This window comes from Archangium sp. (assembly GCF_036388035.1).
Lineage (GTDB): Bacteria > Myxococcota > Myxococcia > Myxococcales > Myxococcaceae > Archangium.
Genome location: NZ_DASVSO010000467.1, coordinates 14,350 through 37,760 on the forward strand (window position 1 = coordinate 14,350; position 23,411 = coordinate 37,760).

Sequence of the window (23,411 nt, forward strand, 5' to 3'; positions counted from 1 at the left end):
GAGGGCTCCTCAGCTCGCGGCCGTCAGGTGGGCGGGAGTGGCTTCCCGCACGAGGTGGCCCTTGATGGTGGCGAAGTAGGCGTCCTCCAGGTCCGCCACGGCGGGGGAGAAGGAGGCGTCCGGGGCGCTCTCGCTGTAGACGTGGACGAGCGTGCGGCCCATCAGCAGCCGGTGGGAGATGACGGGCAGCTCGGCCTGGAGCTTCGACAGCTCCGCCTTGTCCACGAACTTCTTCCAGATGCGGCCCTCCAGGCGGACGAGGATGTCCTCGGGCGCGCCGGTGAGCATCACCCTGCCCCCGTTGAGCACGGCCATCTCGGGGCACAGGTCGCGCACGTCCGAGACGATGTGCGTGGAGAGGAGGACGATGACGTCCTGGCCGATCTCGCTCAGCAGGTTGTGGAAGCGCACGCGCTCCTCGGGATCCAACCCGGCGGTGGGCTCGTCCACGATGAGCAGCCGGGGGTTGCCCAGCAGCGCCTGGGCGATGCCGAAGCGCTGGCGCATGCCGCCGGAGAAGCCCCCGAGCTGCTTGCGGCGCGCGTGGTGGAGGTTGGTCTGGTGCAGCAGCGCGTCCACCACCCGCTTGCGCTCGAGCCAGCCGGAGATGCCCTTGAGGGTGGCCAGGTGGGTGAGGAGCTCCTCGGCCGTCACCTTCGGGTAGAGGCCGAAGTCCTGGGGCAGGTAGCCGAGCACCCGGCGCACGGCGTCCTTGTCCTTCAGCATGTCGATGTCGCCGAGGAAGGCGCTGCCGCTGTCGGCCTCCTGGAGGGTGGCCAGCGTGCGCATCAACGTGGACTTGCCCGCGCCGTTGGGGCCGAGCAGTCCGAACAGGCCGGGCTTGATGGAGAGAGAGACGTCCTGGAGCGCCTGCGTCCCGTTGGGGTAGCGCTTGGACAGGTTCTGGATGCGGAGCTCCATGAGCCCTCCTGAAGAAGAAGGGCATCATGAGAGGCCGCGCCGGCTTCATCAATCGTTGAGGCGGACAATCTCCTCGTTGAGCGCGCCGGCGAAGCCCACCCAGGCGAGGTAGGGCGCCATCATCCACGCGGCCTGGCGATCCACCTGGCTCGACACGGCGGTGTACGCGGCGAGGCTGACTCCCAGGGCACCCAGGTCCACCAGCGCCGCCCGCTGGCGGTGCTTGCCGAAGAAGAGCGGGGACCACAGGGCGTTGAACCCGAGCTGCGCGCCCCACAGGAGCAGGGCCCACGAGCGCCGGGGGCCCGCGGGCCGGTTCCACACCTTCCACGCGGAGAAGGCCATCAGCCCGTACAGCACCGTCCATACCGGGCCGAACACCCGGCCGGGAGGCTGGAAGGGAGGTTTGCGCAGCCGCTTGTACCAGAGCTGCGAGCCGCCGCCCCTCGAGGCACGCGCCCCCACGGCGGCCGAGCCCGCGGTGAGCGCCCCGATGGTGCCCAGCGCCACGAGCGACTCCGTCCGCAGGGACGGGTTTTCCAGGGTGTCTCGCGCCCGCATCGTCCAGCCTCCATGAGGGCTCCCGGAGGAAGTCACCTTCCTCCAGGAGCCGGACTTCTCATTCCCCCCGGGCCGCTAGACCGGAGCGCCCGCGGCTTCCTCGCCGACCCTCGCCTCCAGCATCGTCCCGGCGACCAGCCAGCTGCGCACCAGCGCCAGGTGCTCCTGCTCCGCGTCCAGCGCCCGCTGGAAGTCCTCGGCGATCTCCTGGTGTCCCAGCTCGCGCGCCAGTTGGATGAGCAGCTCCCAGCTCGCGTTGTCCACGAGCTCGGCCGTCAGCAGCCCCTCCAGCGACTGCAGGAGGTTGACGCGCGGGTCCACCAGCATCCGGGGCACGCCCTCGGACATGTTGGCCTGCAGGTCCGCCGCGGGCGTGAGCGCCGTGGGATCACCCCCCAGCTTCTCGATGGTGCGCTTGACGAGCGCGAAGTGCGACAGCTCGTCCAGGCGGATCTTCTCGAGCTGCTCCCGCGAGGGCCCGCCCTCCCAAGTGCCGAACACGTCCAGCTTGGACAGGGCCGCCTCGTAGATGCGTACCCCGGTGCGCTCGAAGCCGGCGCGCTGGCCCAGCTTGTCGATGAAGACGGTGGAGCGGCCGCCCTTGAGCAGGTCCACCGCCGTCTTGGCCATCCCCTTGAGGGTGGCGGGAGGCGGCACCGAGCCCAGGCCCTCCGTGTCGCGCGAGAACTCCTGGCGCTCCCTCCAGATGCCCGTGGCATCTCCCGGGGTGTCCGGGGAGTACTTCTCGGCGCCCTCGATGGTCTTCTTGCTGTTGACCGGGGAGGTCTGGATGCCCGTCTTGTTCATCCCCAACTCACTCGCCTTGCGTTCCATTACTGGATCCTCCCTTCGGCCAGGGTGCCCACGCGCTCGGCTTCCTCGGCCAGCTCGGTGCCCGGGCGCCAGCGGTAACCCGCGGAGGCGATCGAGCTCGGCGAGCCCTCGGAGTTGAGCTGCTGGCGGTAGCGCAGCGTGCGCTCGGACTCCTCGGCGCGCGACACGAACTCAGTGCCCTTGGCGCTCAAGCCCACCTCGTCGTTGAGCACCTTGCGCACGAACTCACGGTGGCTGGTGAAGGCGACGGGCTCCGGCAGCTCCTGGGGCAGCACCTCGGCGGGGTCCCTGCCCTCGAGCTGCTGGAAGAGCTGCATCACGTAGTGCAGGTGCCCCAGCTCGTAGTCCAGGAACCGCTGCCACACCTCCTTGATGCGGGGGTTCGACTCGTAGTGCAGGCAGCTGTAGTAGTTGTAGACCTCGTTGGCCTCGTGCAGCAGCCACTTCTCCAGCCACGACTCGTCCGGGTCGCACAGCGACTCGTACTGCGTGACGTGCTGCTCCTCGATGGCGGCGATCTCCGCGTAGAGCTGGCGCGCCACCGGGTCGGTGAACGTGGGGCCGATGTTCATGTAGTAGGTGTGAACCTGGTTCTCGGCCGAGACGATGGTGAGCGCGTTGAGCTTGGTGATCGGCTCGGCGGTGCGCGCCTCATAGGACCGGCGCACGTCATCCAGCGGGTGGCGGTGCTCGATGGCCGTGTGCCGCCCGGGGATGATGTCCGTGTAGCTCTGGGTGATGTAGTTGGGATCCCTGCCCGTCAAGCGGTCATACAGCGCCGAGTAGCGATACAGGTGGTCGAAGTCCTCGAGCATGCCGAAGCGGTAGGCCTGGGCGAGGTAGGGATCCGGCTCGTGCTGGGCCACGCTCGCCGTCACCTCGATGGCCGTCTGCTCGAAGCCGAGCGTGGTCTCGAGGGGGTTCTGGTTCGGCGGATTCATCCAGTTGATCAGCGTCTGCTGGAAGTGCTCCACCCGGCGGATGATGGCGAGCGGCTCGCGAAGCTGGCGGTTCATCCGTGCACAGGAGTGGCTGAAGCGCACCGACTCCGACTCGACGCCGTTCATCAAGATGACGCGCACGCGCGTGAAGGCGTCGTCATCCATCTTGCTGAAGGTGCGCCGCGTCAGGTCCTTCCAGGTGAAGACCTGGCGATCCAACGGGACACCCTTTTCCTTGAAGAGGTCCAGGGCCACGTATGACTCCTTTGACGGCTCGCGGAGCACGGCTGGCCGGAAGGCCCCCAGGCTCCTTGGGTTCGCCGGTAAAGCTCCGACGCCCCCCGGACCGCGGCAACGGAGCGGGCTGGCTTCGCCCGGATGTCACGAGAGGATGCGATGGCTCGGCTGGACGCTCGGTGTCGCTCGCCGCCTGGCTGCTCCTCGGGCCACCAGACGCGGAAAAGCCCGCCGGGTCACGAGGACCGGGGCGGGCTTCCGGGGCGACGGGGCTGGGAGGCGACGGGGTGCGGCGGTCAGCGCGCCACGGCCTGGCTGAGGGCGCGGTGCACGGCCTCCAGCGCCTTGCGGGCCTCGAGCAGCTCGGCGCGCTCGGCGGTGAGCGAGGCCACCTGCTGGGCCAGCACGTCCCGCTCGCCCTGGAGGGCGTCCACGGTGCGCCGCAGCGCGACGGCCTCGTCCTTGGAGACCTCCAGCTCGCCAGCGAGCCGCTCCTCCTCGGAGAGGCTGTCGGCGAGCGCCCGCTTCGCCTCGGCGACGGAGGCCTCGAGTGCCGTGCGCTCCTGGGCGGCGGCCTGCATGGCCTGACGCGCCTCCTGCAGGGACAGCAGGGCCTCGTCTCGCTCGCCCTCCAGCGCGGCCAGCTCGCGCTCGAGGTCGCCGAGCAGCTTCAACCGGCCCTCCATCTCGGTGGCGAGCCGGCGGGCCTCGTCCATGCGCAGGCGGGCCTCCTCGGTGGCCTTCTCCGACTGGCGCCGCGACACCTCCAGCTCCTGCGTGAGCGAGAGGTTGAGGGCCTTCACCTTGGTGAGCTCGGTCTGCAGCGCGGAGATGCGCTCCACGGCGCGCAGGCCCGCCTCGGCCACGCTGGCCGGCAGGGGCTCGGGGCGCGGGTTCTCGCGCACCGCCTTGAGGCGCTCCTTGAGCCGCTCGCGGCGGGCCTGGGTGTCCAGCTCCTCGCGCGGCGAGGCCGGCGTCTGCACCTCCACCTCGGGCTCGGGGGCCTCCACCCGGGCCACGGGGGCGGCGGGAGCGGGCGCGGGCGTGTTCAGCGCCGCGTCCAGGGCCTCGGCGGCGGTGGAGCGAGGCGCGCGGGCGCGCTCGATGCGGGCACGCACCTCGGCGGACAGGTCATTCGCGACGGCCGGCGCCTCGGGAGCCGGCACGGGCTCGGAGGCCCGCGCCTGCTCCGGGGCGTGCACGGGCTCGGAGGCCCGCGCCTGCACGGGCTCGGGCGCCTGGGCCTGCTCGGACTCGGGCGCCTGCGCCTCGTCGGGAGCTGCGGGGTCGACGACACCGGTGAACGCCCCCAGGCGGAGGCGCGGCTTGGCGCGGGACACGTTCTGTTCGAAGGCCTTCTTCATGGGCGAGCCTGAAAGCGGAGGAGGAGGGGTGGACGTCAGCCGGCCTGCTGCGCACCGGTATCGCTACCGGGAGCCGAGCCCGCCCGCAAGCGCGGAAGCACGTTTTGGATGAGGGCCTCGATGTCGGTGGCCCCCTTGGAGTTGGGGTCCGCCACGAAGACGGGCCGGCCCTCGCTGGAGGCCTGCGCGAACTTGGTGCACTGCCGGATGATGGTGGGCAGCAGGTACTCCGGGTAGTGCGTCTGCAGCGCCTCGAGCGCCTCCTTCGCCAGCTTGAAGGTGGCGTTGAAGGAGTTGACCACGATGAAGACGTGGTCCAGCACGTGGTTGAGGTCCTCCTCCAGGCTCTGCACCGTCTCGAAGAGCAGCTTGAGGCCGTGGAAGGAGAGGAAGTCGGCCAGCACCGGGACGAACAGGTCGTTGGCCGCCATCAGCGCGTTGAGGTTGAGCAGGCCGAAGGAGGGCGGCGCGTCGAAGACGATGACGTCGTAGTTCGCCTCCACCTCCTTGAGGGCGTTGCGCAGCTTGAACTCGCGCCCCGACATGGGCATCAGCGCCAGGTCCACCGTGGACATGGTGAGGTTGGAGGGGACGAAGTGCAGGTTGGGCAGGGAGGACTTCTGGATGACCTCCGACAGGGGCGACTTGCGCACCAGGACGTTGAGGAGCGTCTTGTCGAAGTCCTCGCCCTCGAAGCCCAGGCACTTGGTGGCGTGGCCCTGGCTGTCCAGGTCGACGAGGAGGACGTTGTAGCCCAGCTCCGCCAGGCGCCACGCGTAGGAGGTGGACAGGGACGTCTTGCCCGTGCCGCCCTTGAAGTTGAGGAAGAGCTGCTTGCGCCGGCCGAGCGTCGGCGGGTAGCGCCCGAGCTCCGCCCGCAGCGCCCACACCTCCTCGGCGCTGTAGCTGTCCTGCTTCAGCACCGGAGCGCTGGACTTCGGTGGCAGGCCGAGCATCTCGGCCACCTGCTTGGAGCTGTACGTCGGCGCATCCATGAAGAACCCTTCGTCGAACCCTGGGGGCCCTACCTTGCCTCAAGCGGCGAAGTATTTGTGACCCCTGCGTATGATCGCTCCCCTGGCCACCAGCAGGGCGAGCGCTTCCTCGGCCATCTGGGTGGACGCGGAGAGTCCCGACGCCAGCTCACCGAGTGAGCGGCCTCGGATGGCCGCGCGAATCTCCGACATCAAAGGACCGCACAGGGCCTCCACGGGCGAAGCCGGGGCGGTTGGGCGCGACGCCCGTGCGGGAGCGGCGGGAGAGCCGGTGCGTGCGGCCTGCACGGCCTGGACGGGCGCGGGGACGACAGCGGGCGGGGCCACCGGGGCGGGCTCGACGACGCGCGGAGGCGGCGGGGCCTTCGGGGAGAGCGAGGCGCGCACCGGATGCACGGGGAGCGTGGCGAGCCGGCGGATCTCCCGGCGGCGCCGGCCCTCGTCCATGTCCACCACCGAGGAGACGTCCTGGCCGAGGATGCGCGAGAGGCTCTGCGCGGCCGAGCGGCGTACCCGCACCTCCGGGTCCTTGAGGGCCTCCAGCAGCATGGCGCGGGCGGACTCCCCGCTGCCGGCCCCGAGCGCCAGGGCGGCGAGGCTGCGCACCTCGGGGTCCGGGTCGTGGCTGGCCTCCTCGCCCAACCGCCGCGCGCCCTCCCCTTCCAGGCCGAGCGCCAGCAGCGAGGCGCGTCGGCGCACGGAGCGGTCCGGGTCCTTCACGGCCTGGGCGAGATGGGGCGCGGCCTCCTGGGGCGCGAGCGTCAGCAGCGCCTTGAGCGAGGCGATGCGCACCTCGGGGACGGAGGAGGACAGCAGGGGCGACACCACCGAGGCCCCCTCCTCCTTGCCCACCTCGGCGAAGGCGGCCAGCAGGGCCACCTGGACGGCGGGGTCCTTCTCCGCGTGCAGCGCGGTGGCGAGCGCGGGCGCGGCGGCCGGCTGCCCCAGGGCCTTGAGGCGCTCGGCGGCGCGCACGCGCGAGGTGGCGTCCGGCGCGGACAACTCGCGCACGGAGAAGCCGAAGAGTGTCTCGTCATGGCCCCCGGCGAGCTCCGCCATCTGTCCGGGGCTCACCGCCAGCCGCCCCTCCAAGAAGAGGCGCTGCGCGTGCTGCACCACGGGAGACACGCTCGCCGCGGTCGCGGAGGCCGAGGCCGTCACCACCGCCAGCGCGGGCGCCGGCTCCGCCTCGGCCTGCGCGGGCCACGGGTAGGCGGCGGCGGCCGAAGCGGTGATGGCCGTGGCCCCCGCCGGACGCTCGAGCGCCTCGCTGCGCAGCTGCGAGATGAACGAGGCCAGGTCGATGCCCAGGTCGTCATCGTCCTCCTCGTCACGGCGATCCGAGGCGCGGATGCGGCTGGCCTCCAGCAGCTTGCCGAGCAGCTGGCTGCGCTCGGTGCGCAGGGCCTGGTTGAGGCGGGTGAGCTCGTCGCGATCGGCGCCCAGCCGGCCCACGCGCACCTCCAGCTCCGCCACCTCGCGGCGCAGCACCAGCTCGCGCTCCTCGGACTGCGTCAGCTCGCGCCGGAGGTGCTCCAGCTCCTCGCGGGTGGAGAGCAGCTCGTGGTGGAGTTGCTCGGCACGGGCCTCGAAGTAGACGATCTTTTCGAGTGCGCTCTTGAGCAGCGCGTCCGGACGCTCGTCGCTCACGGCCTGAACAGCCCTCCAACCAAAATCCCGGGGGTACGCCTGGAGCCCCGCGCCTGGGAACGCGGGAACACCGGCACCCGGGGACCCCCGGGAGGCGGCCACCATATGTCAGACCTTCGTGCGAGGTAAACCCCTGAAATGGTTGGGACTTTTCCGCCGCGCCCGACCTGGGGGATTGACAATCGCGCCGGGGCCGATTTCTCGGGCCTCCCACCGATCGCGGCTTGCTCCTCCCTCCCAAAACCCGCCCGGACTTTCGCTGGATGGCCTAGAGACACGCACAGGAGGCCATGCATGGCGGAGACACCCTTCTGGAGTGGGGGCAGGCTGGGGCCGTACCACGTGGGCAGGCGCTACAAGGGCGTCGGCTCGGACCTGGGGCGCATCTACGAGGCGCACCATGTCGAGACGGGCGCCTCCGCCCTGGTGCTGACGCCGGGACGAGGCGACGCCTGGCGACCGGGTGAGGAATGGACCGTGCGCGTCTCGGGCGGGGTGTCGCCCCCGTTCCTCGTGGTGGCGGTGGAGCACGCGCCTCGGGCAGGAGCCTCGTCCCTCCCGGAGTTGACGCTCATGCTCCACCGGCTGGCGGAAGCCCTGGCGCGTGTCGAGGACCGGCAGGACGTCCAGGGTCATCTGACCGGAACCGCGGCCAGGGAGGCCAAGGGGCATGTGGCCCAGCGTCCCCGTCGGCTGCGCCTGGGTCTCGGGCTGCTCGCGGCCACGGCGCTCACCGTCCTCCTCTGGCCCCTGGCCACCACGCGTCGGCAGGGCGAGGAGCCGGCGTCGGCGAAGGTCGAGGCGTCCGCCGAGCCCACGAGGGAGTACGCCAGCACCCGCGACGTGCTGGGCTCGCAACCCCTCGCCTACCCCATGCCCATCAAGCCCGACCCGAAACAGCAGAAGCCTCCGTGCAAGCCGGAGCTCGATGAGGTGGAGATACGCGGTGGGTGCTGGGTTGAGTTGGCCAGACGTTCGCCGTGCCAGGACTACGCAGCCGAGTACGAGGGCAAGTGCTACCTGCCGGTCAGGGCCAAGGCGCCGGAGCCGAAGTCCCTCGAGCGCTGAAGGACCCGACCTTGAAGGTAACGCCGCTTTGTGGTGGGATGACCTGAAACAGCACGACCCACGAAGTTCGCTGACTGCCAGCAGCGAGCCCGTGGTAGAGAGCCTTTAGACGGCGTACCCGCGTCATGGCGGGGCGTCATCGGCAAATGCCCCCCAAGGTGCCTGGCAGCCCTTGGCGGGGCGTTTGTTTTTTCGCGGTCCTGGCTCGCACGCGCTCTCGCGCGGCCGCGGCACGCCTGCCCGAACGCCCCTGGGACTCACACGGGTCCGCTCCCCAACACGCCGCCTCGAACAACGTGCGCCCGAGCACTACTCTAAAAGTTTGACGCTGACATGTAACCCGAGAAGTCATATAACCCTTCAGGTCAGTACGAAGCCCAGAGGTGTCATGGCGTCGAAGACTACTTTTCCAGTTCCCCCCGAGCAGACCCCCGTGCCTCGACGCGGCCCACGCGGCAAGGCGGTGAGCCCGCCTCGGGGGAAACGTGAAGTGAGGCAGCGGCTGTCCAAGGCCCTGGGGGACACGGCCCGGGCAGCCCGACAGCAGGCGGGACTCACGCAGGCGGACGTGGCCGAGCGCATCGGCGTGGCCACGGAGGTGTACGGACGGCTGGAGCGCGGGCTGTTGATGCCGAGCGTCCCCACCCTGCGGCGGCTGTGCGTGGCCCTGCACCTGCCCGCGGACAAGCTGCTGGCCCTCAGCTCCACCCAACCGCCCGCCTGGGCCGAGGCGCCTCCGCCCCCCGAGCGCGAGGGGCCACAGATGCGGCGACTGCTGCGCCACGCGCGCAAGCTCAGCCCCCACCAGCTCCGGGCGCTGTCGCTGGTGGCGGCCACGCTGCATCGGGAGGAGTGAGGCGCGCGCAATGAAACAGTTCACATCCGGCGCGTCCACCACTGCAAACCCCGCGGGCTCCCCGTCATCCCACCCGGGTGGCCCGGCGCGACAGGCGCTATGCTGCCGCACCGTGCGTTCCGCGGAAGGACTCGACGACTACCTCCGAGACCCCATCGGCCGCTACCTGACGGGGGAGAACTTCCTCCACTGGTACGCCTCGGCCGAGCTGTGCGGGTTCATCCTGTGGGGAAGGCCGGGCGAGTCTCAAATCCAGCGCCTCACCCAGGTGCTGGACGTGGAGCTGGCGCCCGCCGCCCCCCACCTGTCCCTGGTGGACGCGCGCCGGGTGGAGGCCCCGGACGCCAATGGCCTCTCCGTCCTGGTGAAGTACATGGTGCCGCGCAGTGGCAGCTTCTCCCAGACGGTGAAGCGCCAGGCGCTGGTGCGGCCCGAGGGCATGACGGGCGCGGTGGTGGGGGGCTTCTACACCCTCGTGAGCACCAGCTACCCCACCCGCGCCTTCGCCGACCCGCTGGAGGCGCTCTCCTGGCTGGGCCGGCCCGAGCAGGAGTCCCGCCCCCTGGTGGACGAGCTGAACGACCTCGTCATGCAACTCATGGGGCAGTCCCCACTGCTCAGCGAGCTGCACCGCGTGCTGCGTACCCGGCTGGTGGACGCCAGCCTCGGGGACGTGGCCCGGGAGCTGGGCATGTCCGAGCGCACCCTCCAGCGCCGCCTGCGCGAGGCCGGCACCTCCTTCCAGTCGGAGCTCAACACCGTGCAGGTGCGCACCGCGCAGACGCTCCTGCTGGAGAGCGACGCCAAGCTCACCGCGGTGGCCGTGGAGGTGGGGTGCGCCTCGCTCCAGCACTTCAGCGGGCTGTTCCGCAAGATGACGGGCGAGTCCCCCAGCGCCTGGCGGGCCCGCCACCGCAAGACCCCCTAGCCCCGGCGCTCAGGCCGCCACCGAGGCCTCCTCGGAGGCCTCCTCCACCGGGCGCCGCACCCCTGGCAGCAGGAGGATGAAGCGCGCACCGCCCTCGGCGCGGTTCTCCGCCTGGAGCGAGCCGCCGGCCCGCGAGACGTACTCCCGACACAGCGCCAGCCCCAGCCCCGTCCCCTTCCCCGGCGGCTTGGTGGTGAAGAAAGGGTCGAAGAGCCTCGACAACACCTCCGGGGAGAGCCCCGGGCCGTTGTCCTCCACCTCCAGCCGCACCCCACCGTCCACCCGCCGCGCCCGCACCACCACCTGGGCCCGGCGCGGGGGCAGCGCCTCCTCCAGCGCGTCCGCCGCGTTCAGCAGCAGGTTCAACACCACCTGCACCAGGTGCCGCTGCCCCAGCCGCACCGGCGGCAACCCCGGGGCCAGCTCCAGCGACACCGTCCCCAGGCCGTGCAGGCGCACCGAGGCCAACCGATTCGCCTCCTCCAGGGCGTCCTCCACTCCCCCCACCTCCTCCTCGCGCCCAGGCTCCTCGCGCGAGAAGCGCCGCAGGTCCATGACGATCTGCTGGATGCGCAGCACGCCCTGCCGCGTCTCGCCGAGCACGTCACCCAGCTCGGCCAGGTCCAGGGGCTTGCCCTCGTGCACCAGCGCCTGCTCCAGGAAGCACAGGTTGGACTTCACGTAGGCCAGCGGGTTGTTCACCTCGTGGGCCACGCCGGCGGCCAGCTGCCCCACCAACACCAGCCTGTCCACCTCCGCGCGCTCCTGCTCGGCGCGCAGCCGGCGGCGCTCGCTCTCGGCGAGCTGCTCCAGCGCCACCAGCCGCTCCTGCTGCGCCGCCTTCTCCGCATCCCGCATGCGCCGGTACGTCTGCGCCCCGAAGGAGGCCAGCATCCCCATCATCCCGTAGGCCAGGAGCTGCTGCAGCATCACCCGCGTCGAGATGCCGGCCATCACATCGATGAGGACGAGGCACACCAGCGTCCCCACCCCCGCCAGCAGCGTGGGCACCCGGGTGTCCGGGGTGAAGAGCGCGAGCATCAGGGGCACGGCGCCGAGCACCGGGAAGAAGGGGCTCGCCGGCCCCCCGGTGAGCTGGATGTACAGCACCATCGCCACGAGGCTCACGAGCCCGGACACCACGCCCGACGACCGGGGGGCAATCCACCCCGCGCCCACGCCCACCCCGAGCAGCGCGAAGCTGATGCTCCAGCCGAGCTGCACCCCCATGAGCGCTGGCGAGAAGACGCCCGACATCACGCCCTGAGTGGGAATCGTCCCCAGGAAGAGGGCCGCGCAGACGAAGTAGTTCTTCCTCTTCACCCGAAGCAGCGCCTGCAACCCGGAGGAGTCAGCCGTCATCGGGGGGCACTGTAACATTCCGCACAGATGGACTGTATGGGTGAAGTGTTCCTGGAGTGAAACGGCGGTCGGGCCTCCCCCGGGCCCCACCCCGAGGCCCCTCGCTTCAGCGGGGCGTCCGCGTGCGCCGGCGCACCAGGCGCCGGGCCTTGCCCAGGCGGATGCCGTCGGACGGCCCCCGCTTCGCCGCGTCCGCGCCCGCGGGCAGGATGGGGTCCGGGCACACCGCGCGCAGCCGGCACCCACGGCACTCGGCCCCGCTCCACACCGACTCGTAGAGCGCCGTCACCCGATCGATGACGTCGAAGTCCTCGGTGACGAAGCCCATCTCGAAGTTGCGCACGTCCTCGCCCTTGGCCCCCAACCCCGCCCCGGTGAGGTTGGCGCTGCCCAGGTAGGCCCACGCCCCGTCCACCAGCACCGTCTTGAAGTGCACCCGCGGGCACACCTTCAACTCCAGGCCCCCCTTCACCAGCCGCGAGCGCTTGTCGAACTCCGCCCGGAAGGGCCGGCTGGGCAGTTCCGCGTGCAACAGCCGCAGCGCCACCCCGCGCGCCGCCAGCCTGTCCAACACCTCCAGCAGCGGCACGTAGCGCCCCGCCTGCTCCACGTACATGGCCTTCACGTTGGCCGTCGCGATCCACACCGACTCGCGCGCGTGCGCCAGCTTGCCCAGCACCACTTCCCGGTACAGCCCGCCACCGTCGAGAAGCTCTGCTTGGATGGGCCGCATGCCTACATGCTCGCACCCTCAGCCGGCCGCCGCGAGTTTCCCTCCCCCCGCGCACAATGACCTCGGGTCATTGACAACTGACCTGGGGACACTTAATTGATGACTCATGGTCAGCAACAACGCGAAGCGGGTGCTGCCCCAGCGGGCGCGGAAGGAAGAGGACAAGGAGGCGCGGCGGCGGCAGCTGCTGGACGCGGCGCTGGCGCTCTACCAGACCACCTCGTACGACGAGGTGAAGATGGCGGACGTGGCGGAGCGGGCCCGCCTCGCCAAGGGGACGGTGTTCCTCTACTTCCCCACCAAGGAGGCGCTCTTCCTCGCGCTGCTGGAGGAGCAGCTCTTCGCCTGGTTCGCGCGGCTGGAGGAGACGCTCGCCCGGGGCGAGGGCCGGTGGACGGGGGCGCGGGTGGCGCGCACGGTGGCGGAGTCGCTCGAGGGCGAGGAGTCGCTCACCCGGCTGCTGGCGCGGCTGCAGACGGTGCTGGAGCAGAACGTCACCGTGGCGCAGGTGCGCGGCTTCAAGGAGCGGCTGTTGGAGGCGGTGGTGCGGGCTGGCGCGCTGGTGGAGAAGCGGCTGCCCTTCCTCGGGCCCAACGAGGGCGTGCACTTCTTCCTCCAAGTACACGCCCTGGTGGTGGGCCTGCGGCAGATGGCGGACCTGGCCCCGGTGGCCCGCGAGGTCCATGCGGCCGCCCCCCACCTCAATCCCCTCCGGGTGGACTTCACCCGCGAGCTGACGGCCTCCCTCACCACGCTCTTGCGAGGGCTGGAGGCCCGCTGACCCGAACCCCTTCGAGCACGTCCAGGCGTGAACATTCCCATCGCCGCTCCCCGACGGGCTCTATTAAGGATGACGTAGAGCCCGGGAGCGGCGGCACTCGAACGCTGAAGCGGAACCAGAGGAGAGAAGCGATGCGCGTGGTGAGCATGGACGAGAAGACCCGGAAGAACCCCTTCCAGGATGCGTTCGAGCGCCTGCAGGCCCGGCGCTGGGAAGTGGCGCGGACGAGCGCGAAGGAGCGCATCGCGAAGCTGGAGAAGCTGCGGCGCGCCATCGTCGAGCGGCGCGAGGGCCTCTACCAGGCCATCCACGCGGACTTCCGCAAGCCGGCGGCCGAGGTGGAGACCACCGAGCTGCTGATGGTGCTCACGGAGCTCGACCACACCCTCAAGCACCTGGGCAAGTGGATGAAGCCGCGCAAGGTGGGCACGCCCGTGCTCCTCACCGGCACGCGCAGCGAGGTGCGCTACGAGCCCAAGGGCGTGGTGCTCATCATCGCCCCGTGGAACTACCCCTTCCAGCTGACGATCGCCCCGCTGGTGGCGGCGGTGGCGGCGGGCAACTGCGCGATGCTCAAGCCGAGCGAGAAGACGCCGCACACGGCGGCCTTCATCGACCAGCTCATCCGCGACGTGTTCGACCCGTCCGAGGTGGTGGTGGCGCAGGGCGGCGTCGAGGAGAGCCAGGCACTGCTGGAGCTGCCCTTCGACCACTTCTTCTTCACCGGCGGCCCGCGCGTGGGGCGCAAGGTGATGGAGGCGGCGGCGAAGTTCCTGGCCGGTGTGACGCTGGAGCTGGGCGGCAAGTCGCCCGCCGTGGTGGACGAGACGGCGGACCTCGACGCGGCGGCCGAGCGCATCGCCTTCGGCAAGTACCTCAATGGCGGGCAGACGTGCGTGGCGCCGGACTACGTGTACGTGCATGCCTCGCGCGAGCAGGAGTTCCTCGACAAGGTGCGCGGCACCATCGAGCGCTTCTACGGGACGACGGAGGAGGCGCGCAAGGCCACCCCGGACTTCTGCCGCATGGTGGATGACGGGCAGTTCACCCGGGTGAACCGGCTGCTGGAGCGCTCGGTGGCCAGCGGGGTGCGCGTGGTGACGGGCGGCGTGGTGGACGCGACCAGCCGCTACATCTCGCCCACGGTGCTGGCGGACGTGAAGCCGGAGACGCCGGTGATGGAGGAGGAGATCTTCGGCCCGGTGCTGCCGGTGCTGCGCTACGAGCGGCTGGACGACGTGGTGCGCCACATCCGCGCGGGCACCAAGCCGCTGGCCATGTACATCTTCAGCCGGGACTCGAAGGCGGTGGACCGGCTGCTGTCAGAGACGTCCGCGGGCGGCACCTGCGTGAACACGACGGTGGTGCACCTGGGCAACGCGGAGCTGCCCTTCGGCGGCGTCGGCGAGAGCGGTGTGGGCAACTACCATGGCGAGTTCGGCTTCCGCACCTTCAGCCACGAGCGCGCGGTGATGCGCCAGGGGCCCCTCTCCTTCCTGCGCACCATGTTCCCGCCCTACACCGAGAAGGCGAAGAAGATGCAGCGCATGGCCACCCGTCTCTTCGAGTAGAACGGCGGCGTGCTCACGAGCGATCCCCATCCCCTCCTGGACGTGGTGGCCTTCGCGGCCACCTTCCCGTCCCCCCTGTCCGCCTCGCCCGCGCCCGAGTGGTTGGTGGCGCTGCTCGAGCCGGACGCGCCAGCGCCCCTGAGCGCCGATGACGCCGTGCGGGGCGCGGTGCGCGACCTGCTGCGCCACGGCGGCTACAAGCCCACGGGCCGGGGCAAGCCGGCCTCGGAGTACCTGGTGCGGGCGGCGGGGGACGGCTCGCTCGGCTCCATCAACGCGGCGGTGGACGTGTGCAACGCGGTGTCGCTGCACAGCGGGCTGCCCATCAGCGTGGTGGACCTGGACCGGGCGAAGGCGCCCTTCCGCGTCGGCGTGGCGCCGGCGGGGGCCTCGTACGTCTTCAACGCCTCCGGGCAGAGCATCGACCTGGAGGGCCTGCTGTGCCTCTTCGACGCGGAGGGCCCCTGCGCCAACGCGGTGAAGGACTCGCAGCGCACCAAGACGCAGGGCGACACGCGCCGCACCCTCACCGTGCTGTGGGGGACGAAGGCCCTGCCGGGACGCACCGAGCAGGCCTTCTCCTGGTACCGCGAGCTGCTCGAGCGCCTGGGCGCGACGGTGGAGCGCCAGTCCTGAGCCCACCGGACCTCGACTCGCTGCTGGCGGAGGGGGCTCGCGCGCTGTCGGCGGCCTGGACGCGTCCGGTGCTGCTCGGCGCGCCCGAGCTCCTCAAGACGGAGTCGCGCAGCGTGGTGGTGCGGGCGCAGGTGCGCGGCGGCCCGGTGTCGGGCGTCATCCTCAAGCACTTCCGGGACGACCCCGTGTGCGGGCTCGATGACTGGGCGGGCGCGGAGTTCCTCACCCAGCGCGGGCTGGAGCTCGGCCCCCGCTTCCTCGCGGGCGCGCTGGAGTCCCGCCTCTTCGTGCTGGAGGACCTGGGGCGCGGGCCCACGCTGGAGGCGCTGCTGCGAGGGGAGGATGCGCGCGCGGCCTTCGGCGGCGTGATGACCACCGCGCGGCTCGCGGGCCAGCTCCATGCGCGGACGCTGGGCACCCAGGCCGAGTACGAGCTCGTCCGTCAGGCGCTGCCGCCCCGGCACGAGCGGGTGCGGGTGGAGAACGCGCGCTTCCTCCTCGAGCACGAGGGGCGGCTGCTGCGGTGGCTCGCGGCGGTGGAGGCCGAGGCGGCCCCCGGCCTGCACGAGGACCTGGAGGCCGTGGCGCGCTCGCTGGCGGACCCGGGCCCCTTCCTCGCCTTCACCCACGGGGACCTGGCACCGAGCAACGTGCTCTTCGCGCCCGGCGGCGCGCGGCTCATCGACTTCGAGTACGCGGGCATGCGCCACGCGCTGTACGACGCGCTGATGTGGCTCGTCACCGTGCCCTTCCCGGACGAGCTCGTGGCCCGCGCGGACATCGCCTACCGCATCACCCTGTCCTCGCAGTGCGAGGCGGCCCAGGTGGACTCGCAGTGGGCACGCGCGCGGGCCACGGTGGCGCTCGCCCGCACGGTGAACCTCTTTCAATGGCTGCACCCCCGCGTGCTGGAGGAGGACCGTGAGTGGGCCCCGGGCTTCTCCGAGCGCGCCGCCCTCCTGCACCACCTGGCGCGCTGCCGGGCCCTGCTCGCGACCGCGGACGGCTTCCCGGGGCTCGCCCGCACGCTGGAGGCGCTGGAGTCACGCCTGCGCGAGCGCTGGACGGTGCCGCCCCATGTCTGGCCCGCGCTCCGTCAGGAAGGCCTCTGAAGTCCCAGCTCCTGGAGAATGGTGGCCAGCACCGCGTCCGGGTCCGCCGAGACGTCCACCGTCAGCGCCTCCTCCGCCGCCTCCAGCGTCGCGAGCTGGCTGTCGAGCAGCGCCGGGGGCATGTAATGGCCCAGCCGTGCCGCCAGCCGTTGCGCGATGACCTCGCGCGGCGCCCACAGGGCCACCCACCGCTCCCGCGTTGAGTCCACCGTCAACCGCTGCCGGTAGGCCTTCCTCAACGCCGAGCACGCCAGCACCAGATCCTCGCCCGACTCCAGCGCGCTCTGGATGAGCTCCCGCAGCCGCGTCAACCAGGGCGCCCGGTCCTCGTCCGTGAGGGGAAGGCCCGCGGCCATCTTCGCGATGCTCTCGGGGGCGTGGAAGTCATCCGCGTCCTGGAACCTCCACCCGAGCGCCGCCGCCAGCCGGACACCCACCGTCGTCTTCCCCACCCCGGACACGCCCATCAGGATGATCACCACGTCCGAGCCCGCCGTGGCCGGAAACAGGGGACTGCGGTCCTACTCCGCATGACACCTTTCGCGGCTCCACCGCCACCGGGCAGCGAGAGCAGAAGGTCTCTCGAAACCTGCGAGAGTTGGAAGTTTTGATCAACCCACCCCGTATCCGGCTGAACGATTTGAACGCCTGTCCCGCGAGCCAGGGAGACGTGCACTGGTGGGCAGTGCAAGCAGGCGGTTTCCCGTCGTCGCGCACTCCCTGCGACACACGCCCCCGTGCCCACCGTTCGCCCCGTCACACAGCATGGGCCTTGCAGATGGCTCACTGCCCTCCATTCATCATTACCTCTCGGCCACCATGTCCCGCGAGTACCGTTCGGCAGAACTTCACGTGAGCGTCATGTGCGATCCGGATCAGGAGACCTGTACCGGAGCCGAGTTCTCGGGTGCGGTTCCGCGTCCGGCGGCCTCGACGCTGCAGCCAGTGGATCTGCTCGGCCGAACGCTGGGCCACTACCGGCTGACGCGCCTGCTGGGCAGCGGAGGCATGGGCACGGTGTACCTCGCCGAGCAGACGCTCATCGGCGCCCGGGTGGCGGTGAAGGTGCTGCACCCCCAGCTGGCCCAGGACATCCGGTTCCGCGCGCGCTTCTACGCCGAGGCGCGCACGGTGAACCTCATCGGCCACCCCAACATCGTCCGCATCTTCGACATCAACGAGGCCGCGGACGGGCTGCACTACTTCGTCATGGAGTACCTGGACGGCACGCCCCTGTCCCGGCTGCCGCGTCCGATGGAGCCGGGCCTGGTGGCCTGGCTGCTCGCCCAGGCCTGTGACGCGCTGGAGGCCGTCCACCGCTGTGGCGTGGTGCACCGAGATCTCAAGCCGGACAACCTCCTGATGATGGAGCGCCAGGGAGAGATGCCCGTGCTCAAGGTGCTCGACTTCGGCGTGGCCAAGGCGCTGCGAGACCCCGGGGCCCAGGAGCAGACGGTGGCCGGGCAGGTGTTCGGCACGCCCGCGTACATGGCCCCGGAGCAGTGGGCCGGCCAGCCCGTGGACGGGCGCGCGGACCTCTACTCGCTGGGGGTGACGGGCTACCTGCTCCTCACCGGGCAGCTCCCCTTCCCGCGCGGGCAGCTCGCCGAGCTGGTGCTGGCTCCGGAGCCCACTCCGCTGCGCGCCCCCCACGAGCTCGCCCCCACCGTCCCGGAGTCGCTCTCGCGCGCGCTGATGCGGGCCCTGTCCCGCAACCCGGCCGAGCGCTTCGCCACCGCGTTCGACTTCAAGCGGGCCCTGCTCGCCGCCGTGCGGCCCGCGCCCGCGGCCCGGCCCACGCCCCCCCGACAGCCGTCGGCGCGTCCCAGCATCCCCGTTCCCACCCTCCCCGCCCGCACCGAGCCGGATGATCCCACGCCGCTGCCCACCTGGACGGCCCGGGTCCACCGCCGCGCCGCCTCGCAGTCCGTGGTGGTCCACTGCACCGAGCTCAGCCGCGGCGGCGTCTTCATGTGCTGCGCCGAGCCCTTCCCCCCACTCTTCACCCGGCTCGAGTTCACCCTCCTGCTCGGGGGCCAGGAGGTGGAGTGCGTGGGCGAGGTGGTGCGGCACGTGGACTCGGCCCAGGCGCGCGCCTGGCGCATGTCCCCGGGCGTGGGCCTCCAGTTCATCAACCCCTCGCCCGTGCTGCGCGAGCACCTGCTGCGGCTGGGCCCGGTGCGCGACCGCCCGTCCGCGGGCCCACAGTCCCCTCCGCCGAAGGAAGCCCTCGCGCCGCTCTGAGGGGGCGCGTGTGTCCGCTTCTCGCCACTCCGCCAGGCCGTAACGTCTTCTGCGCGACAGCGGCCCGGTGGGATCAGGGACGCACACGCTGATCCGTGGCTACCTCATGTGCGCCATGATGCGCGGATCTGGGGAATGGACCGGGGGATGGGGTCGCGTCGAATGGCGCGGCGTGCTGGGACTCGTGTGCGCCGTGGTGCTGGCGTCCTGTCGAGATCCCGCGGCGGTGTCGGGGACGGCGCTCTACGTCACCACGACGTTTGATCCCACGCTGCTGCTCACCCAGGTGCGCGTGGGAGGCTCGGTGGAGGGCGGACAGCCCTTCGGGCCCCAGGTGCTTCCCGAGCAGCCCGATCGCCTCCTCTATAGCGGAGAGACGTTGCGCGTCCTGCTGGAGGACGTGCCCAACGGCGTGCAGGCGAAGGTGTATGTCGAGGGCCTGCGCAACAACGTGCTGGTGGCCCGGGGCGAGGGCACCGCGCAGATCCGCGACGGGTACGAGGTGGACGTCACCGTTCGACTGGAGCCCGCCGCTCCCGAGGAGCCCCCCGACGCGGGGACGGGCCCGCCGGATGCGGGGAGCTCATGCTCCGGGTGCGCCGGCTGTTGCGCCAACGGCGACACCTGCAGCCCGCGCACCTTCCAGACCTGCGGCGCAGGAGGCAGCGCCTGTGTGGCGTGCGATCCAGCGCGCGCCGACGGCTGCGATGCCCGGGGCGTCTGCGTCTGCGGGAGCGCGCCGTCGTGCAGCGGCACGAGGGTGGACCGCTGCGTGAACGGCCAGTGCCAGTGCGGTGCTGGAGGCGCCTGCGCTCCGGGGCAGGAGTGCGTGGACGGGACGTGCCGCTGCTCGCCGAACTCCTGCTCGGGCTGCTGCTCGAACAACGTCTGCGAGCCGGGCGACACGCGGGACAAGTGCGGCAAGGGCGGCGAGACGTGCCGCAAGTGCAACAAGGAGTGCAGAGCCGATCGCACCTGCCGATGAGCGCCGCGCCGGCTCACCGCACGGAGAAGGAGCGCGAGGTGCCCCGGTAGGGGCGCACCTTGCCGTCCCAGCCGGACTTCCAGTCCCCCTCGTGGACGATGCGGTAGAGGCCCGGCTCGGCGTCCGGGGGGATGGCCCACTCGATGATGGCGTGCGAGCACGCGAGGGTGGGCAGGCAGTAGCCGCGCCGCCACGTGTACTTCGTCTCCCAGTCCCAGTCGTACGCCACGTCCGTCCACAGGAGCCCCTCGCGGCGCTGCACGCGCAGGTAGGTGCCCTGGAGGCGCGGATCATTCTTCGGGTGCCCCGCCCAGAAGGTGACGCGCACCGTGTCGCCGCGCGCATAGGACTCGTGCGCGTCGGTGAGGACGTCGCCGAAGTCCACCCACAGCGGCTTGTCGTCGAAGAGGACACCGGGCCGCAGGTGCTTCTGCTGGCGGCTCAAGTCCCGCGGCGTCGGCCCCGGAGGCAGGAAGGTGCCCTCGCGCAGGGACCGGGCCAGGGTGTCGAACTCCTGCTGCATCGCCGCCAGCGTCCACGGCCCGAAGTGGGTGGAGGCCCCCTCGTACTCCTGCTTGGCATACTCCTCGCGCGTGGCGACGTAGCCGGCATAGGCGTTGGACAGGCCGGCGATGACCACCTCCGTCACCCCGGCGGGCGCCAGCTGGGCCCGCACCGTCTCGCGCAGGCGGCGGCCCGCCATGGTCGTCAGCTCGAAGGGCACCGCCACCAGCGCCACGGTGCCCACCGTGAGGAGCTGCATCGGCAGCACCTCGGGGCTCCACGGGTAGGGCTTCATCGCGCCCATCTCCAGCACGATGGGCTTCTCCGCCTGACAGGGCGTGGTGGTGGTGGTGCAGGTGAAGGCGCTCCACACGTTGTGCCTCGCGGCGCACGTGGCCCCCTCGCGCCCCACGCCCGGCCCGTCCTCGGCCCCCGCCAGCATGGAGAGGCCGATGGCCGCCGGGCACGTGCGCCGCGCGGTGCCATCCGTGAAGGCGGGAGACACCGGCACCTCGTCCATCTTCACGTACACGTGCCGGTAGTCCACCCCGCCGGTGAGGGGCGTGGTGGCGCTCGCGTAGAGCGAGACGGCGCGCTCGTACTGCTTGCGGCCCGAGCGCTCCGTGCTCTCGAAGTCGTCCGCGCCGCCGCCGTCCTCGCCCCCGTGGATGTTGGGCGTCACGTCGCCCTCGTTGCCCTGCGAGAAGGCGGCCACGAAGGTGTCCCCGGTGGCGTCGTAGCGCGTGCCCCTCGCCTTCTCGAAGAGGTAGGAGGCGTAGCCTTTGTTGTCGCCGCTGATGTGCTGGTACTCCATCCCCATCGAGGTGGCGTGGACGGCGAACCAGTTGATGAGCCCCACCTCCGTCCCCGAGTCTTTCGTGAGGCGCAGCAGCGTCATCCGCTTGTCCGTGTCGTACGCGTAGCGCGCGCGCTCCTCCGGGGGGTTGAGGCGGTAGGCCTCCGTCGAGCGGTTGCGGCTCGCGTCGAGCAGGTCCCCCGCGGCCAGGAAGACGCGGCCCGGCGCCAGGTGCTCGTGGGCCCGGACGATGGACTGGTAGATGCCCTCCACGATGAGCTCGAAGTTCCTCGGCTCGAAACCGAAGGTGCTCAGGTTGTAGAGCGCGTAGTGCGAGAAGCCCCCCGGCCCGCTGTGGGTATGGGTGGCGCTCAACAGCACGTTGTCGTCGGAGTAGAGCGGCCCGTAGGCGGCGCGCAGCCGCTCCACCACCTGCTGCTTCACCCCCTGGAAGAGCATGCCCAGGTCCGCGCTCACCACCACCACGCGCTTGCCGTTGCACGGCGAGGCGATGACGAAGGCCCGCGAGCGCAGGCGCTGGTGGATGCCCGCCGTCTGCTGCTCCAGCTCCACGTAGCCCAGCATGCCCACCTCGGCGGCGGGGCCGGTGATGTCGTGGATGCCGCTGCCGACGAGGAACGACTGCTGCCCGGCACAGGCGCCACCGAGCCCCTGTCCGCCCTGTGCCCGGGGGAGCCCACCCTCCTGTTGCGCCTTGGAGCCACACTGGCCACAGCCGGCGAGCACCCCCGCCAGCACGAGCGCACCGAGGCGGATGACGGACGAGCGCACACATACCTCCACGGCACGGCGGGAGCCGCCGCTCTGGAAGGGTAGGAATGCGCGATCAGCGGTGCAGGCCCGGCGGCCCTGCTCAGGAGGCCATGGGCAGCGTCACCCGGAAGACGGTCCCCCGCTCCTGGGAGGACGTCACCGAGATGCTCCCTCCGAGCCCGCGGAGGATGTCCCGGCACACGGAGAGCACCGGACCCGGGCCCGCCTCCGTGCCCCGGAGCGAGAAGAAGGGCTCGAACAGGCGGGGCAGGACATCGGGGGGAATGGCCGCGCCGGTGTCATGCACCTCCACCACCACGTGGCCCTCGCCATCCTCCCGGGTGACCAGACGCACCTCGTTGTCCTCGGTGTCGCCCTCGGGCAGCGCCAGCACCGCGTGGAGCACGAGGTTGAGGAAGGCCTGACGCAACCCGCCTTCGTTGCCGGCCACCAGCACCCGGGCGCCGTAGTCGCGCACCAGGCGCCCGCGCGAGCGCAGCGTGCTGGCCACCATCTGCCCCACCCCGTCGAGCACCTGGTTCAGGTCCACCGGCCCCTGGTTCGAGTCCGCTCGGAAGCTGCGCAGCTGCCCGATGATCTGCCGCAGCCGCTCGGCGCCCTCGCGCACCTCGCCGAGGGCCTCGCGCCACTCGGCCACCCGCTCTGGCGCGGTGCCGCCCGCCACGCCCTCCATGCTCGAGAGCAGGTAGTCCAGGTTGGCCAGCATGAAGGCCAGCGGGTTGTTCATGTCGTGCGCGAAGCCCGGCACGAGCATTCCCAGGGTGGCCAGCCTGTCGGAGAGCTGCAGGCGCGCCTGCATCTGCCGGTGCTCGGTGAGGTCCGCCAGCGTGCCCAGCACCTCGCCCTCGCCCGTGGGCGAGCTGTGCGCGGCCAGCTCCACCCAGAGCGGACCGCTGGCCGCCATCAGCCGCAGCTCGAGCCGGAAGGAGGCCTGCACGCGCGCGGCGAGCGCATCCAGCACGGCCTGCACCCGCGGCCTGTCCTCCGGGTGCATCACCTCCACCAGCGACTTGCCGAGCACCTCCTCCACGGACTGGCCGGAGAGGGACGTCCAGGCGGGACCGAGGAAGGTGAGGCGCCCCGAGCCATCGAGGTGGAAGACCACCTCGGAGAGCTGCTCGGCCAGGAAGTGGTAGCGCAGCGCATCCGCCGAGAGACCCGAGCGCAGCCCCGAGGTGAGCGCCAGCATGGACAGCCGTGAGAGTGCATCCGACTCGGGACGCTCGGTATCGAGGGCGACGACCTGCGACAGTTGCTGGTACGCCATGTCCATGCTCCTTGACCCCAGGGGAGCCCGGCGGAAGGAGACCCCTCCTTCCATCCGCCTCCACGGGCCCCCATCGCCCCTACCCCTCCCCAGGCCCGGTCCTATTCAGCGAGCATAAGGTGCTGGAAGGAATTCGAGTCAATTCAGGGACCGCGCTCCTGTCCTGGTTTCTCAGGAGTTGACAGAGAATCCAGGAAATGTCGGCTCTTTACTCCTGGGAACCGTCCGGTGGTGACCAACCAGAGCCGGCGGCGCCGGAGTGGCGGCGGT

General features: G+C 71.2%; 21 protein-coding genes. 9 read left to right on the forward strand and 12 right to left on the reverse strand.

Translation table 11 applies throughout. The features are described 5' to 3' along the window. Positions 1 to 9 precede the first annotated feature (9 nt). The 7 genes from VF697_RS18725 to VF697_RS18755 form a co-directional block, all read right to left on the reverse strand. Positions 10 to 921 (reverse strand): ABC transporter ATP-binding protein, encoded by a 912-nt coding sequence (locus VF697_RS18725; protein ID WP_331096876.1) that lies wholly within the window; start codon positions 919 to 921, stop codon positions 10 to 12. A 48-nt stretch (positions 922 to 969) separates the two neighbouring features. Next, the gene (locus VF697_RS18730; protein WP_331096878.1) at positions 970 to 1,482 is read right to left on the reverse strand and encodes a TspO/MBR family protein; all 513 of its coding nucleotides are present in this window, start codon (positions 1,480 to 1,482) and stop codon (positions 970 to 972) included. Between the two features lie 75 nt (positions 1,483 to 1,557). Beyond that, the gene (locus tag VF697_RS18735; protein ID WP_331096880.1) at positions 1,558 to 2,316 is read right to left on the reverse strand and encodes a ferritin-like domain-containing protein; all 759 of its coding nucleotides are present in this window, start codon (positions 2,314 to 2,316) and stop codon (positions 1,558 to 1,560) included. After that, the gene (locus tag VF697_RS18740) at positions 2,316 to 3,512 is read right to left on the reverse strand and encodes a hypothetical protein (RefSeq protein WP_331096882.1); all 1,197 of its coding nucleotides are present in this window, start codon (positions 3,510 to 3,512) and stop codon (positions 2,316 to 2,318) included. Before VF697_RS18740 ends, VF697_RS18735 begins: the two co-directional genes overlap by 1 nt. 278 nt (positions 3,513 to 3,790) lie before the next feature. Beyond that, positions 3,791 to 4,858, reverse strand: coding sequence for an extensin-like protein (locus VF697_RS18745; protein WP_331096884.1), 1,068 nt, complete (start codon positions 4,856 to 4,858; stop codon positions 3,791 to 3,793). Between the two features lie 35 nt (positions 4,859 to 4,893). After that, positions 4,894 to 5,853: a ParA family protein gene (locus tag VF697_RS18750; protein WP_331096886.1), complete on the reverse strand. Its 960-nt coding sequence runs from the start codon at positions 5,851 to 5,853 to the stop codon at positions 4,894 to 4,896. A 39-nt stretch (positions 5,854 to 5,892) separates the two neighbouring features. Then, positions 5,893 to 7,503: a HEAT repeat domain-containing protein gene (locus VF697_RS18755; protein ID WP_331096888.1), complete on the reverse strand. Its 1,611-nt coding sequence runs from the start codon at positions 7,501 to 7,503 to the stop codon at positions 5,893 to 5,895. Between the two features lie 294 nt (positions 7,504 to 7,797). Here VF697_RS18755 and VF697_RS18760 point away from each other — a divergent pair, with 294 nt between their 5' ends. The 3 genes from VF697_RS18760 to VF697_RS18770 all read left to right on the forward strand — a co-directional run bounded on the left by VF697_RS18760 (position 7,798) and on the right by VF697_RS18770 (position 10,355). After that, positions 7,798 to 8,571 carry a hypothetical protein gene (locus tag VF697_RS18760; RefSeq protein WP_331096890.1) on the forward strand — a complete coding sequence of 258 codons (774 nt, stop codon included), beginning with the start codon at positions 7,798 to 7,800 and terminating at the stop codon, positions 8,569 to 8,571. Between the two features lie 490 nt (positions 8,572 to 9,061). Next, complete coding sequence (locus tag VF697_RS18765) at positions 9,062 to 9,427, forward strand: helix-turn-helix transcriptional regulator (protein WP_331096892.1); 366 nt, start codon at positions 9,062 to 9,064, stop codon at positions 9,425 to 9,427. Between the two features lie 250 nt (positions 9,428 to 9,677). Further along, the gene (locus VF697_RS18770; RefSeq protein ID WP_331096916.1) at positions 9,678 to 10,355 is read left to right on the forward strand and encodes a helix-turn-helix transcriptional regulator; all 678 of its coding nucleotides are present in this window, start codon (positions 9,678 to 9,680) and stop codon (positions 10,353 to 10,355) included. A gap of 9 nt (positions 10,356 to 10,364) precedes the next feature. Here the strand turns inward: VF697_RS18770 and VF697_RS18775 are convergent, their stop codons facing one another. Both VF697_RS18775 and VF697_RS18780 read right to left on the reverse strand, forming a co-directional pair. Continuing rightward, a complete protein-coding gene (locus tag VF697_RS18775; protein WP_331096894.1) occupies positions 10,365 to 11,717 on the reverse strand; it encodes a sensor histidine kinase in 1,353 nt (450 codons plus the stop codon). Positions 11,718 to 11,823: 106 nt separating this feature from the next. Continuing rightward, positions 11,824 to 12,450 (reverse strand): phospholipase D-like domain-containing protein, encoded by a 627-nt coding sequence (locus tag VF697_RS18780; protein ID WP_331096896.1) that lies wholly within the window; start codon positions 12,448 to 12,450, stop codon positions 11,824 to 11,826. A gap of 106 nt (positions 12,451 to 12,556) precedes the next feature. Here VF697_RS18780 and VF697_RS18785 point away from each other — a divergent pair, with 106 nt between their 5' ends. The 4 genes from VF697_RS18785 to VF697_RS18800 all read left to right on the forward strand — a co-directional run bounded on the left by VF697_RS18785 (position 12,557) and on the right by VF697_RS18800 (position 16,550). After that, positions 12,557 to 13,231 (forward strand): TetR/AcrR family transcriptional regulator, encoded by a 675-nt coding sequence (locus tag VF697_RS18785; RefSeq protein WP_331096898.1) that lies wholly within the window; start codon positions 12,557 to 12,559, stop codon positions 13,229 to 13,231. Between the two features lie 131 nt (positions 13,232 to 13,362). Beyond that, on the forward strand, positions 13,363 to 14,802 hold the full coding sequence (locus VF697_RS18790; RefSeq protein ID WP_331096900.1) for an aldehyde dehydrogenase family protein: 1,440 nt from the start codon (positions 13,363 to 13,365) through the stop codon (positions 14,800 to 14,802). A 9-nt stretch (positions 14,803 to 14,811) separates the two neighbouring features. After that, positions 14,812 to 15,438: a phenylalanine--tRNA ligase beta subunit-related protein gene (locus VF697_RS18795; RefSeq protein ID WP_331096902.1), complete on the forward strand. Its 627-nt coding sequence runs from the start codon at positions 14,812 to 14,814 to the stop codon at positions 15,436 to 15,438. Between the two features lie 68 nt (positions 15,439 to 15,506). Beyond that, positions 15,507 to 16,550 (forward strand): phosphotransferase family protein, encoded by a 1,044-nt coding sequence (locus tag VF697_RS18800; protein WP_331096904.1) that lies wholly within the window; start codon positions 15,507 to 15,509, stop codon positions 16,548 to 16,550. Here the strand turns inward: VF697_RS18800 and VF697_RS18805 are convergent. Further along, a complete protein-coding gene (locus VF697_RS18805; RefSeq protein ID WP_331096906.1) occupies positions 16,535 to 17,032 on the reverse strand; it encodes a gluconokinase in 498 nt (165 codons plus the stop codon). The genes VF697_RS18800 and VF697_RS18805 overlap by 16 nt on opposite strands. Before the next feature lie 379 nt (positions 17,033 to 17,411). Here VF697_RS18805 and VF697_RS18810 point away from each other — a divergent pair, with 379 nt between their 5' ends. Both VF697_RS18810 and VF697_RS18815 read left to right on the forward strand, forming a co-directional pair. Beyond that, positions 17,412 to 18,794, forward strand: a complete 1,383-nt coding sequence (locus tag VF697_RS18810; protein ID WP_331096918.1) for a serine/threonine-protein kinase — start codon at positions 17,412 to 17,414, stop codon at positions 18,792 to 18,794. A gap of 172 nt (positions 18,795 to 18,966) precedes the next feature. Next, entirely contained in the window at positions 18,967 to 19,779 is an 813-nt protein-coding gene (locus VF697_RS18815; RefSeq protein WP_331096908.1) for a hypothetical protein, read from the forward strand. Between the two features lie 13 nt (positions 19,780 to 19,792). Here VF697_RS18815 and VF697_RS18820 read toward each other — a convergent pair whose 3' ends face one another. Both VF697_RS18820 and VF697_RS18825 read right to left on the reverse strand, forming a co-directional pair. Continuing rightward, entirely contained in the window at positions 19,793 to 21,871 is a 2,079-nt protein-coding gene (locus VF697_RS18820; protein WP_331096910.1) for a neutral/alkaline ceramidase, read from the reverse strand. Between the two features lie 82 nt (positions 21,872 to 21,953). After that, on the reverse strand, positions 21,954 to 23,141 hold the full coding sequence (locus VF697_RS18825) for a two-component system sensor histidine kinase NtrB (RefSeq protein ID WP_331096912.1): 1,188 nt from the start codon (positions 23,139 to 23,141) through the stop codon (positions 21,954 to 21,956). Positions 23,142 to 23,411 lie beyond the last annotated feature (270 nt).